Genomic DNA, 15,453 nt, shown 5'->3' with positions numbered 1-15,453 from the left:
GCCTTGGATGCATCTCGTCCTGTTCGATATCGACGGCACGCTGGTCGATTCGGACGAGTTCGACTCGGAGCTTTACGTGCAGGCCGTTCGTGAAGTTCTGGGCATGGAGATCAACAATGACTGGTCCGCATTCCGCAACGTCACCGATGGCGGCATACTGGATGAGATCATGGACAACGCGGGACTGAAGGTTGACCGGCTTCGCGTGCACACGGAAGTCAAAGCCGTATTTGTCGAATTGGTCTCGGAATATTTGCACGAAAGGGAAGGCCGATTGCCCGAAATTGAAGGCGCCGGGGCCTTTCTGGCCGAACTCGAGTCAGTTCCGGAAGTCTCGATGGCGCTGGCCACGGGAGGCTGGGAGGAAACGGCACGGATGAAGCTCCGCGCCGCCGGCCTGGATCGCTACTCCCTCCCCCTGGCATCGGGTTCCGACGCCTTCACCCGCGTCGAAATCATGCAAATCGCCGAAAAACGCGCGCTTGGCGGCCGAAAGCCGAGCCGGCGGACCTACTTCGGCGACGGAGTCTGGGACAAACGGGCCAGCGAGGAACTGGGCTACGACTTCATCGCCATCGGCGACAAGGTGCAGCACCCCGCCCGATACCCCGACTTCCGGCGCGGAAAGGCCATCCTGTCGCGGCTTCTCGGCGCATTTGCCCTGGTTTGTTGCACGGCCGTGTTCGCCGGTCTGGCGCAGGCGCAGATGCCTGAGGAGTTCTTTCCCGGCGGACTGATGTTCTCACCGGAGGAGGAGGAACAGTACATGCAGCGCTACGAGAAGGCGCAGGTGCGCGCGACCGCGGAAGAGATTTATATCGATCAGGAAGTGATGACAGGTGCCTCCGACTGGACCCCGATTCCGCACGCGTCTGCCACGGAGCGAACGATTTCGGAGCGGGCCCTGGACGACGCGGAACGCTATGCGGAGATCAACAATTCCAATGCATTCATCGTCTGGCGCAACGGGAAGATCGAGCGGGAAACCTATTTCGGCGGCCACACGCGCACTTCGCCGATCAACTCGTTCTCACTGGCGAAGCAGGTCACGGCGTTCGCCATCGGCCGCGCGCTGATGCTGGGTGACATTGCATCGCTCGATCAGCCGGTGGCCGATTTCGTGAACGAATGGCACGGCGATCCCCGGCGCGAACAGATTCGGGTCCGGCACCTGCTGGACATGCGCGCGGGCTTTTTCCCGCAGGTACCGCCCCAGGGCCCCACGGACCTGATTTCCCGCACCTTCCTGCATCCGCGGCACGACGAGATCATCGTGGCGGAGTACCCGGTCATCGACGAGCCCGGTACCCGTTACGAGTACAACAACGCCGCGGGCGACATGGTCGCGGTGCTGATCGAGCGCGCCACCTCACGCCGGTATGCGGAGTTCGTGGGCACGGAAATCTGGCGGAAGATCGGCGCGATGGGCGGTGCGGTCTGGGTGAACCGGCCCGGAGGAACGGCGCACTCGGGCTGCTGCATGCTGGCGCCCGCCGATAATTTCCTGAGGCTGGCGATCGCAATGCTCCAGGACGGCGTTTGGGGGGGCGAGCGGTTGTTGCCGGAGGGTTACGTCAGGGAAATGATCACGCCCACCCGCGAAAACCCGTACTTCGGCTTGAGCATCTGGGTCGCCGGGCGCTATACCGGGCGGCGCGGCTTCGCCAACCCGGACCGCGGCATGGCGGAAATCCTGCACGGCGAACCCTATCTCGCCGCCGACCTCTACCTGTTCGACGGCAACGCCAACCAGGTTGTTTACGTCGTTCCCTCCCAGGACCTGATCATCCTGCGAACCGGCCTGGCGCCGCCGCGCGACGAGACCACCGAGTGGGACAACAGCGTTCTGCCCAACACCGTCCTGCGCGGCATCGTGAAGGACCGGCGCGCATCGGCGCCGCAACGCCGCTAGTCCGCCGGCAGGTACCAGATGGGCGAGGTCCAGGCCATTTCCTGGATGGTCTTCGGCGCGTCGTTATCGCAGGCGTCCGGGCGCTCTTCGGCCGGCAGGGCGACGCATTGCGCCCAGCTCCAGCGCAACGTGGGCACTTCCACCGCGCGCAGGTAGTAGTACGAAGCCTCGGCGGGGTCGAATTCCGGGTCCTCGAACACGGCGCACAGGTCCGCCGACCCCGTGCCGCTCCATGCGCCCGTTTGCAGGTCCACCTCGCCTTCCTGGTTCTCCCGGCCGGCCACGTCGAAGACCTTGTAGTGCGCCTGGCCGTCGTCGTCGATCCATCCCTTGATCACCTGGAGCTTCTGCAATTGCGCAGCGTGCGTATCCTGCAGGGCGCTCACGAAGAGTTGCGGCGCGGCGCCGGCAGGCCCAACGCTCAGATCGCCGCCCATCGGGATGCCCCGCGCAAAGCCATGGGCCGCCCTGTCGTCCATTTCGCAGGCGTTGTTCGCGAAGTCCCAGCCGGCGAACAGCCTGGGCCTGATCCGCGTTCCGGTGGTGCCGAATACCTCCTTGCGGCGCAGGGACTCGAAGATCGCATCGCGTGAATTCTCCACGGCCCACACGCCGGCCAGACCGCCCGGATTGGAAGTCAGCCCGAAAGGCGAGCTTCCGCGGTCGGACAGCCGGGTCTCGAAGTCGGTCTCCGGCGCGAGGTGCCCCGGCCAGCCGTGCTCGTGCGTGTCGCCGGCCGTAGTTATGTGTCCGTCGGTGGAGGCGATCACACCCATCTTGTAGGAATTGACGCCGATCACGGCCTGGTCCTGCAAGCCGGTCAGCAGAACGCTGCGGAAAAAGTCGTTCTTCGAAATGCAGCCGAAGCGCGCAAAACCGCGTATGCCGACTTCCCCTTCTTCGCAAAACCGCACAACAGTCGGCTCGCCGAAGAACGACACCGCGTCCCGGCCGACGCTGCGCACCTGCTCCTGCTCGCACAGTTCGTCCTCGGCGCCGAGAATGTTCGGCAGCCCGTTGAAGCACTCGGAATTGCCCTTGTGCTGGAAGATCTCCATGATCGGCTCCATGGCGTTGCGCAGTTCGGCGATCCCGCGGGCCGTTTCGCCGGATTCGAAACGGGAAATGTAGGACGGAAACATGGCCCCCGAACTCAGGTTCGAGTTATGCGGGATCGACAGCACGTCGCATCCTTCGACGCCTTCCAGGCACTGCTCGGTCAACTGCTCCCACAAATCGACGTCCGTGGGCGATTCGATATAGGAAATCGCGTACTCGGGCACCCGGTCATTGCGGAAGATGACGTTGCGGTGGTAGTTGTTGCTCCTGGGCGTGCCCGTGTATTCGTAACCCACGAACGTGGTGAAGCGGCAGGCCGAGGTCCGGTCGTAGGCCTCTTCGGCCATGTCCCGGGTGCTCTGCCACAGGGAAATAGAGGCCTCAAGGCAATCGGACCCGTCTTCACCGCAAACGTCCGCCACGCGTTCGGGGTCCTCGCTGATGACTATTTGAATGAAGGGCGACAGCCCCTCGCCGGTTTCGCCGCGCAGGAACCTGCAGGAGTTGGCGTCGTACGCCTCGCTCTCCTCATCGAAGCAGAGCTTCATTTCGCCGAAGAACTCGGAGTGGTCGGTGACCGCCGCGAAGTCCAGCGGCCGCTCGAGCTGCTGGGTCATCAGCACGCTGCCGTCCTCGGCGTAGGGCGGAATCGGGATGGCTTCGCCTTTGGCGAAACGATACGCGTCGGCCGGTGTGGTTTGGGTGCCGAGCGGGCGGGCATCGTAGGAGTAGGCCGTATGGATGTGCAGGTCGCCGAAGTACGCATTGCGACTGGCGTTTCGGTCGATGCACGCCTCCCTGTCCTCGGTGTATGTCACCAGGTTTGCACTCGACGACTCCTGCTTCGCTTGTTGAGCGCACCCGCAAACCAGAAACGCGAGAATCGAAAGGCCGAGCGGCTTGAGCGACATACATCCTCCTCCCGACATTTGGATCAGGCAGGTCGTTGCTGCGGAAGTTTCGCACATTTCACAAGGCGGCGGCCCCGGCCACTGTATGAGGTCATCGGGGCATGTAATATCGGGACATGGCGCGCGTTAGCGATTTCCAGTTGAACCAGGTGGTTCACATTGGCCATCTGGCGCAGGAGTGCGTGGCGGAAAAGGACTTCGCGCGCATCATGGCCCGCGAGTTGATGGGTCTTCTGCACGCCTGCTCCGGGGTGTTTATCGAGTACGACCCGGGATCTCCGACCAACGAGCTCTTGTGTGGCACTTCATACCAGGTCGATCACAGCAATATGAAGAAGTACCTGGACTACTACCAGTTCCTTGATCCCACGTTGCCGCGCTTCAGGCTCATGTCGCGCTCGCACGAGTCTGCAAGCGTTTCCACGGACCAGGTCATAGAGTCGAACTCGAGCTATGAGGAATGCGAGTTCTACCAGGACTTCCTGCGGCCGACCCGCGTGCATGCGGCGATGATTTTCGGCGTCAATATCGACGGTCGGCAATTTGGCCTGGTGGGGTTGCACCGTACCAAGCCCATGGGACACTTCAGCGAAGTCGATCACAAGCTGACTCAGCTTCTGATTCCATACCTGAGCATGGCGCTTCGCTTCCGATACAGCCAACGTCAGCAGCAAAGGCGGGACGATGTCGTCACCAACCTCTTGCGTGTTCGGGGCATACGCGGGTATCTGATGCTGGATCAGAACTTCGTCCTACGGGACGTCGTAGGGGAGTTTGAGAGCCCGGACCTAGTTGTGAAGGGAGCCGATTTGCAGCGCATGCGCGGGTGTTCCGTGTTCCAGTGGCTCTCGCCGTCGGTGAAGGAAAGTCTGCTGCGCAGGCGCACGACCGCTGCTGCGCCCGCCGTAGAAATTACACACCGGCGGGACCCGTATCGGGTCGAGGTGGTGCAGCACTCGGACGGTTCCCGACACTTCGTTCTGGTTGCGCTGGACCGGAGTCACTCGCTGATTTCCGAGCGCCGCGTCCGGGAAAGGTCATTGTCGCCGCGGCAGGCGCAGGTCGTGAAACTCGTGGCGCTGGGAATGACCAATGCCGAGATTTCCGCATCGCTGGGCATTAAAACAAAGACCGTCGAGAACTATCTGACCGCGATCTACCAGAAGACCGGCACTTCCAACCGCACCGAGCTGGTTGCGGTGCTCTCGAACTGATCCACACCGGATTTACGCCCACTAGGGGGATTCCCCTCTAGGAACCTCTCCGCCCAGGTCATAGCGTATTCGTGGGATCCCTCCACCGGAGTGAATCACGAAGTCGTTTTCCTGAAGGTATGCAAGCAATGGGTGCGATAGTGACGATAGCGCCGACAGTGCGCTCAACCTCAATTCTGCTGGCCTGCGGATTGCTGCTGTCGGCCACCGCGCTTTCGCAGGAGGTTCTCGAAGAAATCGTGGTTACCGCGCAAAAGCGGGAAACCACGCTGCAAAGCGAGCCACTGGCGGTATCGGCATTTTCCGGCGAGGAGATTGCCCGGGCCGGCGGTGAGGACGCCAACGTGCTGGGCTACGTGGTTCCCAACCTGCATGTTGGCGAGGAAACCAATCGGGACGGCCTGTCCATTACCATCCGCGGCGTTTCCGGTACCGATGTGCGCAACGCGGCGGATCCGACCACCGCGTTTCACGTGGACGGCAGCTACGTGCCCCGGCTTTCCGGGCCGCAGGCGTATTTCTACGACGTTGAGCGGATCGAGGTCCTGCGCGGACCGCAGGGAACGCTGTACGGGCGCAACAGCACCGCCGGGGTCGTGAACGTCGTTACGCGCAAGCCGGATTACGACGCTTTCGCCGGGCTGGCCGAGGTCACGGCCGGCGATTACGGCCTGGTCCGGTTCAACGGCGTGCTCAATGTGCCGTTGTCCGATCGGGCGGCGGCGCGCATCGCCGTGATGTCGAACGACCGCGACGGTTACCGGGAGAACGCGCCTTCGGAAGACGGCGATGACGCCGATGAGCTGGGCGTGCGCGTGCATCTAGCCTTCCAGGCCGGGGAGAACACGTCGGTTCTGCTCACGGGCGAGTCCTACGAGCGCGGCGGAGTGGGAGGCGTGGCTTCGTTCGCCACGTTTCCGAACGACAGCACCGGCCTTTTGTCATCCGATCCGGCAGGAGTGAACCCCATCGATACGCAGGGCTACCGCGACAGCAGCGACAGCAATTTCCGTCTCGAACTCAATCACAGCTTAGCGGCCATGGATTTCACCTACCTGGCCGCCTACCGCAATCACGAGCGGGACTTTCTGGCCGATGCCGATTTCACGGCGGAGCCATCGATCCAGTCCTTTGTCCAGGAAACGACGGAATCGACCACCTGGACCCACGAAGCGCGGGTGACATCGACCGGCGACGGAGCCTTTCAGTACATCGCCGGGGTCTATCTGCTGGACGAGGAGATTGACGGCGATTTCGTGGTGGGATTGACGCACTTCATTTTCGGGCCGACCTTCCGGGTGCGCTTTGTCGACCAGGGCCTCACCAATGAGAGCGCCGCGGCCTTTCTCCACACCACCTACCAGGTCAACGACCGGCTGCGCTGGACCGCTGGACTGCGCTACACCAGTGACGAGAAGGACAAGGGCGGGCATGCGGGCGATCTGGGGATGACTGCCGATACGGCGACCGGCAGCTTCCAGACCGTGGGGATCGCCAACGGGCCCACGTTCTTCCTCGCCCCGCAGATCGCCAACCCCGAGTGGAAAGAAACGACCTGGAAACTCGGGTTCGACTATGACGTGACCGAGAATTCCATGCTTTATGCCTATGCAAGCACGGGCTTCAAGGCGGGCGGTTACAACCGCGGCAGTCAGGCGCGGCCCGGCGCGCCGCTGGTTGTCTATAACCCGGAGACGGTAACGGCCATCGAGGGCGGCTGGAAGATGACGACCGAAAACGGCCGGGCGCGGTTCAACATCGCCGCTTTCGCCTACGACTACAAGGACCTGCAGCTCGGCCAGACATTCACGAATGAAGCCGGAACGATCACCAACCAGACCGTCAATGCATCGGATGCGTCCGTATGGGGCCTGGAGGTGGAGGCCGAAGCGCTGTTCGGAGAATCGGGGCGCGGCGTGTTCTCCTTCGGCTATCTCAGCACCGAATTCGACGACTTCACCGGCGTCGACGACCCGCTGATCGTGGGCTCCCAGTCGCTGAACGCCAGCGGCAACCAACTGACCCGCGCGCCGGAATTCACGGCCTCCATCATGCTGGAACCGGTGGTCTGGCAGTTCAACGGCGGAACCCTGACCCCTCGCTTGCAGTTCCACGCCGAATCCGAAGCCTATCTGGCGGTGCTGAACCGGGACTTCGAGAAGCGCGAGTCGTTCACAAAGACGGACCTCAGCCTCTATTACGAATCCGCGGGCCGGAACTGGTACGCCGAGGCCTATGTGCGCAATGTCGAGGACGAAGACGTGGCCACCTACATGGAGTGCTTCGATTTTCGCCAGATGGGCGTGCCGGTCCAGCAGTGCGAACGCGCGTATGCGCCGCCCAGAACCTGGGGCGTGCGCGTGGGACTGAGGTTCTGAGGGCCGGCGGCGGCGAACATCTTCTCGCGACGTCTGTCTCAAGCCGAGGGGGTCACGTATGCACGGATACGCGCAGCTCTCCGACGAGTTGAGAATTCATTACGCAGCGCTGGGCCGGGGCCGACCGCTCATCTTCATCCCCGGCTGGACCATGACGCTGGAAGCGTTCAGCAGGAACCTGTCGCCCCTGTCGCAACGGTTCCGGGCCATTGCCTACGACCCACGCAGCCAGGGCCGGTCATCCCGGCTTGAATGCGGCAACCACTACACCCAGCATGGGCAGGATTTGGCCGACTTCATCCGCGAACTCGGCCTTGAGGAGGTGGTGCTGCTCGGCTGGTCAACCGGCGCCCTGGCCGCCTATGCCTATTTCGAGCAGTTCGGATGCGACAACGTGAGCGCCTTTGTCGGCATCGACATGTCGCCCCGGCCGGTAAAGGACAGCGAATCCGACTGGGGCATCGACCTGCGCGAGAATGTGCGGCGAATGCAGGCCGGCGTCACCGCGCCGGACCATTCGGCCATGGTGCGAATGATGGCATCGCATGGCTTCCTCATCGAGCCCGCGGCCGAGGAGTTCGTCGCGGAGGTCGTATCCCGCTCGCTCGCCACGGCGCCGCACATCGCCGCGCTGCTGCTCGCCGACGGCAATCTTTGCGATTATTCCCAGGTCGCCCGGGACGTGGCCGAACAAGTGCCCGTGCTGCAGATTGTCAGCGAGCGCGCGTCCGCATCCGCGGCGAACTGGATCGAATCCAACACGCCGACAGCCGAACTTCACGCACTGGGTGCGCACATGATGTTCTGGGAGTACCCGGAGGAGTTCAATGCCGTGGTCTCCGGTTTTCTGAATACCCACTTGCCCGCTTAGACTTGCCGCGTTATGAAATTTCACTCCCAGCACTATTTCGTCGGCGAACAGGCCGATCAGACCCCGGTTCCCGAACAGTTCGAGGCCGGGCCCTTCAGAAAGTCCCGCCCTCCGGAGCCGCTGCGGTTCGAGGTCAACATGGTGGCCGAAGCGCACGGCAAGCAGCAGAAGACCGGCACCGTGCAGGTGAACATTCCCGGCTTCAGCCCGGTCACGCTGTATTGCGACGAGCAGCCCCCGGTCGGCGACGACCAGGCTCCGCCGCCGCTGGCGTTCTTCACCGCCGGCATCGGCTTCTGCCTGATGACGCACATGACCGACATCCTCAACACGCGCAAGATCGAGGTCACGTCGATGCGCCTGGAGCAGCGGGTGCGGTTCATGACCACGCTGGGGACCATGCGCGAACTCGGCCACCGCACCACGGGCGAGACCGAAAAGGTTGAGACGCACGTGATCATCGACAGCCCCGAGCCGCCGGAAAGGATCCAGGCCCTGCTGGAGGAAGCCGAGAGCTCGTGCATGGCCCACCATGCGCTGCGCAATCCCATCCCCTGGTCAACGCGACTCGTGTATAACGGCGTCGAGATCGATGCCCGGGACAGCGCCGAGTAGACATGCATGGCTTTGCCAGGATTTCCGACGAACTGACGATTCACTATGTGTCCCAGGGGCAGGGCCGGCCCCTGGTGTTCATTCCGGGCTGGACCATGGATACGGGAGCTTTCAGGGAGAACCTCGGGCCGCTGTCGGTGGATTTTCGGGCGATTGCGTACGACCCGCGCAGCCACGGAAAGTCGACCCGGACTGAAACCGGACACGATTACCGGCAGCACGGGGCGGACTTGGCGGCGTTCCTGGACGAGCTGGAACTCAAGGATGTCGTGCTGCTCGGCTGGTCGGCCGGCGCCTGCACCGCCTACTCCTATTTCGAGCAGTTCGGATACGGGAACGTCAGCGCGTTTGTCAATATCGACCAACCACCCAAAGCGGCCTGGGAAACGCCCTCCGAGTGGGGTATCAACTCCCGCGAGCAACTGGCGCAATTCGAGCAGTTCATGGCCTCGCCGCAAAGGGAGGAGTTCGCAAGAATGGCCGCGCCGACCATGTTTCTCAACCCGCCCGCCGACGCGGCGTTTGTCGAGGAATTCGTCGCCAGCTCCATGAGCACCCCGCAACCCGCCGCCTCGCTGTTGCTGCGGGAAGTGAATCGCAGCGACTACTCGGAGGTTGCCAGGGAGGCAGCGGCCCGCCTGCCGGTGCTGCACGTCGTCAAGGAAGAGCATGGGCAAGCCGCCCGGCGCTGGATCGAAACCAACGCGCCGCAGATCGAATTGTGTGTGCTCGGCGCCCACATGATGTTCCTGGAGTTCCCGGCGCAGTTCAACGCCGCCGTCACCCGCTTCCTCGACTCACGCCTGCCCGCCTGAACCGCAAAGCGCTTCGCTGCAAGGCAGCGAGGTTCGCCCTTCAGCCGGCCGCCGCCAGTGGTTCGATCTGGTCCAGATTGCTGCCTGCGCGGGCCCGGTCGAGATCGTAGATCTTCTGCAGGTTGAGCCAGTATTCCGGCGTCATGTTCAGCGCCCGTCCGATACGCAGGGCAGTGTCCGCCGTAATGGACCGTCGCCCGTGCACAATTTCATTGATCCGCCGCGGGGGCGCAGCAATGGCTTTTGCCAGGCGATACTGGCTGATTCCGAGTTCGCCAAGAATCTCGGCCAGGTGTTCACCTGGATGAATCGCGTCTACGCCGTTCATGATCCGTCCCTCACTAATAGTCCGTCACTTCAATTTCCATTGCGCCCCGAATCGCCGCGCGCCCGGAAATTAACGCATTGGGTTAATGGCCGCAATGTCTGGCAGTAGCAGCCTGTGGCCGGAACGATATAATTTGTGGGCGGGGAGCGTTTGGAATTTCGGGTGCCGGAATCCTTCAGCCGGAACGCAGTGAACCATGGCCAAAGTCTATGTAATTGGCACCTTTGACACTAAGGAAGCGGAACTTACGTACGCGGGCGAATGCCTGCAGTCAGCCGGAGCAGCCGCACTTCTGGTGGACGTTTCGACAGGGTCCCCATCGGATGCCGCGGACGTTCCCGCCGGGGACGTCGCCCGATGTCACCCGGGCGGCGAATCCGCGGTGCTGGGCCAGTCAGATCGGGGCACAGCCGTCGCGGCGATGGGCGAGGCATTGTCCAACTACCTGGTGTCCCGCGACGACATCGGCGCCGTGCTCGGGCTCGGCGGGTCGGGCAACACCGCCATCGTAACGGCGGCCATGCGCGCGCTTCCCGTGGGGGTGCCGAAGATCATGGTCTCGACCATGGCTTCCGGCGATGTATCGGCTTACGTGGGTCCCAACGATATCGCGATGATGTACTCGGTCGTGGATATTGCAGGCCTGAACGCCATATCCCGGCAGGTCATCGCCAACGCGGCGTACGCAGCGGCCGGGATGGCGCTCAACAGTGTGGAATCTGGCGAATCCGCGCGACCCGCACTCGGTTTTACGATGTTCGGGGTGACGACGCCGTGCATCACGGCCATACGCTCGGCGCTGGAGGCGGATTTCGAGTGCTTCGTCTTCCATGCTACGGGGACCGGCGGCCAGTCGATGGAAAAACTCGTCGATTCGGGCTTGCTGGGGGGCGTCTTCGACATCACAACGACCGAGGTGTGCGATTACCTGGTGGGCGGCGTTCTTCCCTGCACGCCGGACCGCTTCGGCGCGGTGATCCGCACCGGGGTCCCGTACGTGGGGTCGGTGGGCGCTGTCGATATGGTCAATTTCGGCGCCCGCGAGACGGTACCGGAGAAATTTCAATCGAGGCGGCTTCATGTTCACAACCCGCAGATCACCCTGATGCGCACGACTGCCGAGGAGAACGAGGCCATCGGCGCATGGATCGTGGGAAGAGTCAATCGGATGACAGGGCCCGTGCGTTTTCTGCTCCCGCTCAAGGGGGTTTCCGCGATAGACAAGGAGGATCAGCCGTTCCATGACCCGGAGGCCGACGAGGCTTTGTTCGACTCGATACGCACCGGCTGGACAAACGCGCCGAACCGCAAACTGGTCGAGGTGGACGCACACATCAACGACGACGTGTTTACCCGGGAGGCGCTGCGCCAATTTCGGTCCCTGGGATAAGAACCCTCGCCCGCGCCTGCGCCTGCCTGCTGGCCCTGCTGTTGACGGCCTGCACCGTTACGGGCGGCCAGGAGCCGTCGCTGCGGGAAGCCGGTAACGGCGCCATCCCGGCAGCGGGACTGCTGGTGGACCTGGACGCGGACCGGGACGTGACGCTGGAAACCCGCCCCGACCTGGCCGGCGAGGGCCACAGGATGGGCGAAGTGTCCGCATGGGGCAACCAGGTGAAGGGCGGGAAGATCATTTATTTCCGCAACTTCCGTCCCGGCGGCAGGCCCGCTCTTCGCGGGCCCGTGGCGGAACTCAACGGGCATCACGCCATCGTCTTCGACGAGGACGAACTGGTCAACAGCGCCGAGGATGCGCTGGATCATCTGACCACGGGCAGCGGGTTTACCTGGGCGGCGGTGATCGCCGGCCACCGGCAGGTTCCCACGCGCGCCCCCTACAAGGACGTCAACGCTTTCTTCGGAAATCTCAAGAACGGCCCCGAGTTCGAGGGCGTATGGGCGGGATTCGACGACGACAATGCGGTGAGCATGAACCCCCGCAATTCCAGGTCGTTCGGAACGTGGAACCGGGACAACCCCAAGCTCACGGGGCCGAGGCTCGAGGAAGGCCGTTTCCACGTCGTGGCGGGCCGCCTGGGGGCGGGCAGGGGCGCCGTGATGGCGGAACTGTTCGTCGATCAGCCCACGGCGGTGGACAGGGACACGTTTGTGGTCGTCCCGGAAGCCGACCCGTCAAAACTGGCGATCGGACAGGAACGGGAGGCTCTGGATCATCCAGGCAAGGAAGCGTTCAACGGCGAAATCGCGCGCATGCTGTTCTGGGAAAGACCCTTGTCCGATGCGGAGCTGGCATCCGTCATTCGGCATCTCAAGTCCACGTACGGTGTCGGGGACTGACCGGGACCTCCTGAATGCTCAGCGGCAGGATGCCCACGCCTTCAGGGAGATGCGTCGGATGAATTCGCGTGCCGTGTCGTGTGCCGGCGGACGAACCGCTGCGCAATGTCCGGCTCCGTCTTGAGTTCCCGGACCGTGATGTCCTTGAATTGCACTGCCATGGCCATGTCCCGGTGTATCTGCAGCGCAAAAGCGCCCGCCAGCGAGCGGCTGGCCTCGTCGTTGTCGATTGCCTCCAGCGTCACCATGCCATTGAGCGCGTGAATGAGGCGGTTGCCGTAGGCGATCACGATGTGTTCGTTCCACTCGGGATAGTGTCTTGCAGCGGCCATGATTTCGGCCTTTGAGTTCACTGTGCCGGTGACCCGTCGCTCGAAGGTTTCCCCTGACGGGTTCGCGGCGGCGAAGATTTCGACCGTTTCCCCGTACAGCGCAAGCAGTTCACGCGCCTCGTCCTCCCACAGCATGGCAAAGGTCCGGTCTGCGTGCGTGGTCACGATGTTTGCCTGGTAGCCGCGAACGACAAACGGTTTTCCTTCTATCCCGCGGCCCCGGTATTGCAGGCCGGAATTGCCGATTTCGGTAAGAAAGCGGTACTTGAGCCGGGCTTCGAAATCGGAAAACGTCCCTTCCCGAATCAGGTAGGTGTTTTCCTCGAGCGGGATGTCCGTGCGGCCCGTGATCGCGCCGTCGATCACGGACCAGTACCGGCTGTCGCCCGACCAGCCATCGAGGGACTTGCCGTCGAACAGAGAGATTTCTCCGGGGTCCGCGGGTTCCTTCGTAGCAGATTTCGGCTCCGGCCGGCCCGCCGCCGGCCAGGCCAGGAGGAAGGCCAGCAATAGCGCGCCCGGAAAAAGGAAGAAACCGGATGGCCCCGGCAGGCGGCCGGAACGGGAGCGGACACGCCGGCGGTCGTCGTGCACGGCTATTCGCCGATGACTTCCCGCCACGCCGAGTCGAAGCTGATGGCGAGCACAGCCTTGGTATCGCCGATGTTCGTTGCGTTGTGATAGACGCCCTTGGGAATGCTGACCGTATCTCCGGCCTTCATCTCCACCGTGACGTCGTCCATCGTGTGCAGGATATGGCCCTCGACCACATGCAGCACTTCATCGCAATTGGGATGGTAGTGCCTGGGGTTGGATTTGCCGACGTCGACGATAGCGATTCCGGTAGTAAGAACATCCGTATTGCCCATGGGCCCCGTGACGTGCCAGTCGATTCGCCCCCAATCGAGTTGCATCACGGAGTATTCCTCGGCCGTCATCATTGCGGACACCGTGAACGGGTCTTTTCCATGCCGTGGATTGAGCAATTTCGCCGCGAGCGCCGGGTCGGCGCGCGTTGGTACGCCTGTTTCCGGAATCTCGACGCGGCTTGCCCAGGCGATTCCATTCAGCAGCAGGGTGCGTACCCTCGGCACGTCGAAAGCGGACAGTTCGTTGCCGCCCGTAAAGGTAAACGAGCGTCCGCCATCGGCCCGTTCGTAGGCCCAGGCGGCCACTCCCTGGCGCGGCTCCGGCGCTTTTGCATTCGCCGCGCCTGAGAGGGGCACGATCTTTCCGGTTACAACTGGCCGTACCCGGCCGGATTCATTGTCGAAGTCCAGCGGCGGATAGGCTTCGTCAACGTAAGCGATTTTCCCGACGCCCCGGCCTGCGGGATGATCGTTTTCCGTGGCGCTTACCGAGAAAAACGCATGCGCCAGCCCGCCGTCGGCGGGGAGGGTGCCGCCGAACCAGCTCTTGAGCGAGGGGCGCAGCGCCTCGTCATCGGTGAAGGCCGCATGATGGACCGACACCAGCGACCCCCCATCGGACACGAAGCGGCTGACCGCGGAGCGTACGGCAGCGTCCTGAAGAGGGTTTTCCCGCCGGCCGTCGAAGTACATCACCAGCGTTGTCGCCCCGTCCAGAGACGTTTCTTCGGTCCATCCGAACGGAAAGGCCTCGACGTGGAGTTCCGTCCCTTTTTCAAACGAGCCGGATTCCGTGATCATGGTTTCCAGCGCGCGTACGCCCGAGAAGAACTCATGTACGCCATGCCCCTGACTGGTTCTTGCGCCAAGGATTACGATCCTGGTTTGATTGTCTTCGGCAAACCCGGGCGCGAACGGGACCAGCAACACGAGGGATAGCGCGATCCTGAAGTGCTTGATGAATGACATAGTTGTTTCCTTTGTTTTGTAGGGTTGGGGGGTCAATCGGCCAGAGGGAGATTCTTGAAGGCCTCGACCTGGCCGGAGATGGCCCGCTCGGTAGGCAGCCTTTCGATGCTGGAAGCGCCGAAAAACCCATTGATTCCGGGAAGCATGCGCAGGGCGGCGCCGACGGCGTCAGGCTCGTCCAGCGGTCCTCCGTGCGCGATCACAATGACGTCTTCTCGCACGCTTCGGCCGGCTACCGCGATTTCCATGACTTTGCGTACGGAATCTTCCAGCGTGCTCGCCACAGTGGCGCCGATGCTTCCCGCCGTGGTGAGGCCGAGATGCGCCACCAGCTGGTCGGCGCCCGCTTCGGTCATCGCCCGGGCTTCATCGGCATTGAAAACGTACGGCGAAGTGAACAGGTCCAGGTCATGGGCCTGCGAGATCATTTCCACTTCCTTGTCATACCCCATTCCGGTGCCTTCCAGGTTGGCCCGGAAGTTGCCGTCTATCAGCCCCACCGTGGGGAAGTTCTGAACGCCGGCAAACCCCATGTCCTTGAGCTGGCGCAGGAACAGCGGCATGTTCCTGAACGGGTCCGTGCCGCAGACGCCGGCCAGCACGGGCGTGTCCCGCACCACGGTAAGCACTTCGGCCGCCATTTCGACCACGATCGCGTTGGCATCCCCATACGGCATCAGGCCCGCCAGCGAACCCCGGCCGGCCATGCGGTAGCGCCCGGAGTTGTAGATGATGATCAGATCGGCGCCGCCGGCCTCCGCAAACTTTGCCGAGATCCCCGTTCCGGCGCCGCAGCCGACAATCGGCCTGCCGGCGCTGATCTGCCCTTGCAGCCTTGCGACAATTTCTTTTCGCGCAATCGACATATGCAATCCTCCTTCG

At 63.0% G+C, this 15,453-nt stretch carries 13 protein-coding genes; 8 read left to right on the top strand and 5 right to left on the bottom strand.

The features are described from left to right. Positions 1-7: 7 nt before the first annotated feature. Positions 8-1,912 (top strand): serine hydrolase, encoded by a 1,905-nt coding sequence (locus F4036_03965; GenBank protein MYK36899.1) that lies wholly within the window; start codon positions 8-10, stop codon positions 1,910-1,912. On the opposite strand, the gene F4036_03960 is transcribed toward F4036_03965, so the two are convergent. Beyond that, a complete protein-coding gene (locus tag F4036_03960; protein MYK36898.1) occupies positions 1,909-3,939 on the bottom strand; it encodes a DUF3604 domain-containing protein in 2,031 nt (676 codons plus the stop codon). The two genes, F4036_03965 and F4036_03960, sit on opposite strands and share 4 nt — an antisense overlap. 59 nt (positions 3,940-3,998) lie before the next feature. On the opposite strand from F4036_03960, the gene F4036_03955 reads away from it, so the two are divergent. From F4036_03955 to F4036_03935, 5 genes are all read left to right on the top strand, one after another. After that, on the top strand, positions 3,999-5,096 hold the full coding sequence (locus tag F4036_03955) for a helix-turn-helix transcriptional regulator (protein MYK36897.1): 1,098 nt from the start codon (positions 3,999-4,001) through the stop codon (positions 5,094-5,096). 119 nt (positions 5,097-5,215) lie between these two features. After that, a complete protein-coding gene (locus F4036_03950) occupies positions 5,216-7,474 on the top strand; it encodes a TonB-dependent receptor (protein MYK36896.1) in 2,259 nt (752 codons plus the stop codon). A gap of 58 nt (positions 7,475-7,532) precedes the next feature. Continuing rightward, positions 7,533-8,345 (top strand): alpha/beta hydrolase, encoded by an 813-nt coding sequence (locus tag F4036_03945; GenBank protein ID MYK36895.1) that lies wholly within the window; start codon positions 7,533-7,535, stop codon positions 8,343-8,345. A gap of 12 nt (positions 8,346-8,357) precedes the next feature. Continuing rightward, positions 8,358-8,960 (top strand): OsmC family protein, encoded by a 603-nt coding sequence (locus F4036_03940; GenBank protein ID MYK36894.1) that lies wholly within the window; start codon positions 8,358-8,360, stop codon positions 8,958-8,960. A 2-nt stretch (positions 8,961-8,962) separates the two neighbouring features. After that, positions 8,963-9,775: an alpha/beta hydrolase gene (locus F4036_03935; protein MYK36893.1), complete on the top strand. Its 813-nt coding sequence runs from the start codon at positions 8,963-8,965 to the stop codon at positions 9,773-9,775. Positions 9,776-9,815: 40 nt separating this feature from the next. On the opposite strand, the gene F4036_03930 is transcribed toward F4036_03935, so the two are convergent. Beyond that, positions 9,816-10,103, bottom strand: coding sequence for a HigA family addiction module antidote protein (locus F4036_03930; GenBank protein ID MYK36892.1), 288 nt, complete (start codon positions 10,101-10,103; stop codon positions 9,816-9,818). 196 nt (positions 10,104-10,299) lie between these two features. On the opposite strand from F4036_03930, the gene F4036_03925 reads away from it, so the two are divergent. Continuing rightward, positions 10,300-11,493 (top strand): UPF0261 family protein, encoded by a 1,194-nt coding sequence (locus tag F4036_03925; GenBank protein MYK36891.1) that lies wholly within the window; start codon positions 10,300-10,302, stop codon positions 11,491-11,493. Between the two features lie 41 nt (positions 11,494-11,534). Continuing rightward, positions 11,535-12,401: a hypothetical protein gene (locus F4036_03920; GenBank protein ID MYK36890.1), complete on the top strand. Its 867-nt coding sequence runs from the start codon at positions 11,535-11,537 to the stop codon at positions 12,399-12,401. 41 nt (positions 12,402-12,442) lie between these two features. On the opposite strand, the gene F4036_03915 is transcribed toward F4036_03920, so the two are convergent. From F4036_03915 to F4036_03905, 3 genes are read right to left on the bottom strand one after another with little or no spacing between them, the layout of a single operon-like run. Then, positions 12,443-13,354, bottom strand: a complete 912-nt coding sequence (locus tag F4036_03915) for a DUF1080 domain-containing protein (protein MYK36889.1) — start codon at positions 13,352-13,354, stop codon at positions 12,443-12,445. Then, positions 13,330-14,571: a cupin domain-containing protein gene (locus F4036_03910; GenBank protein ID MYK36888.1), complete on the bottom strand. Its 1,242-nt coding sequence runs from the start codon at positions 14,569-14,571 to the stop codon at positions 13,330-13,332. The genes F4036_03915 and F4036_03910 overlap by 25 nt, the downstream gene beginning before the upstream one ends. 32 nt (positions 14,572-14,603) lie before the next feature. Continuing rightward, the gene (locus tag F4036_03905) at positions 14,604-15,437 is read right to left on the bottom strand and encodes a phosphoenolpyruvate hydrolase family protein (protein MYK36887.1); all 834 of its coding nucleotides are present in this window, start codon (positions 15,435-15,437) and stop codon (positions 14,604-14,606) included. Positions 15,438-15,453 lie beyond the last annotated feature (16 nt).

Source organism: Gammaproteobacteria bacterium, assembly GCA_009845905.1.
Lineage (GTDB): Bacteria > Pseudomonadota > Gammaproteobacteria > Steroidobacterales > Foliamicaceae > Foliamicus.
This window is presented reverse-complemented; position numbering and strand designations above follow the sequence as displayed.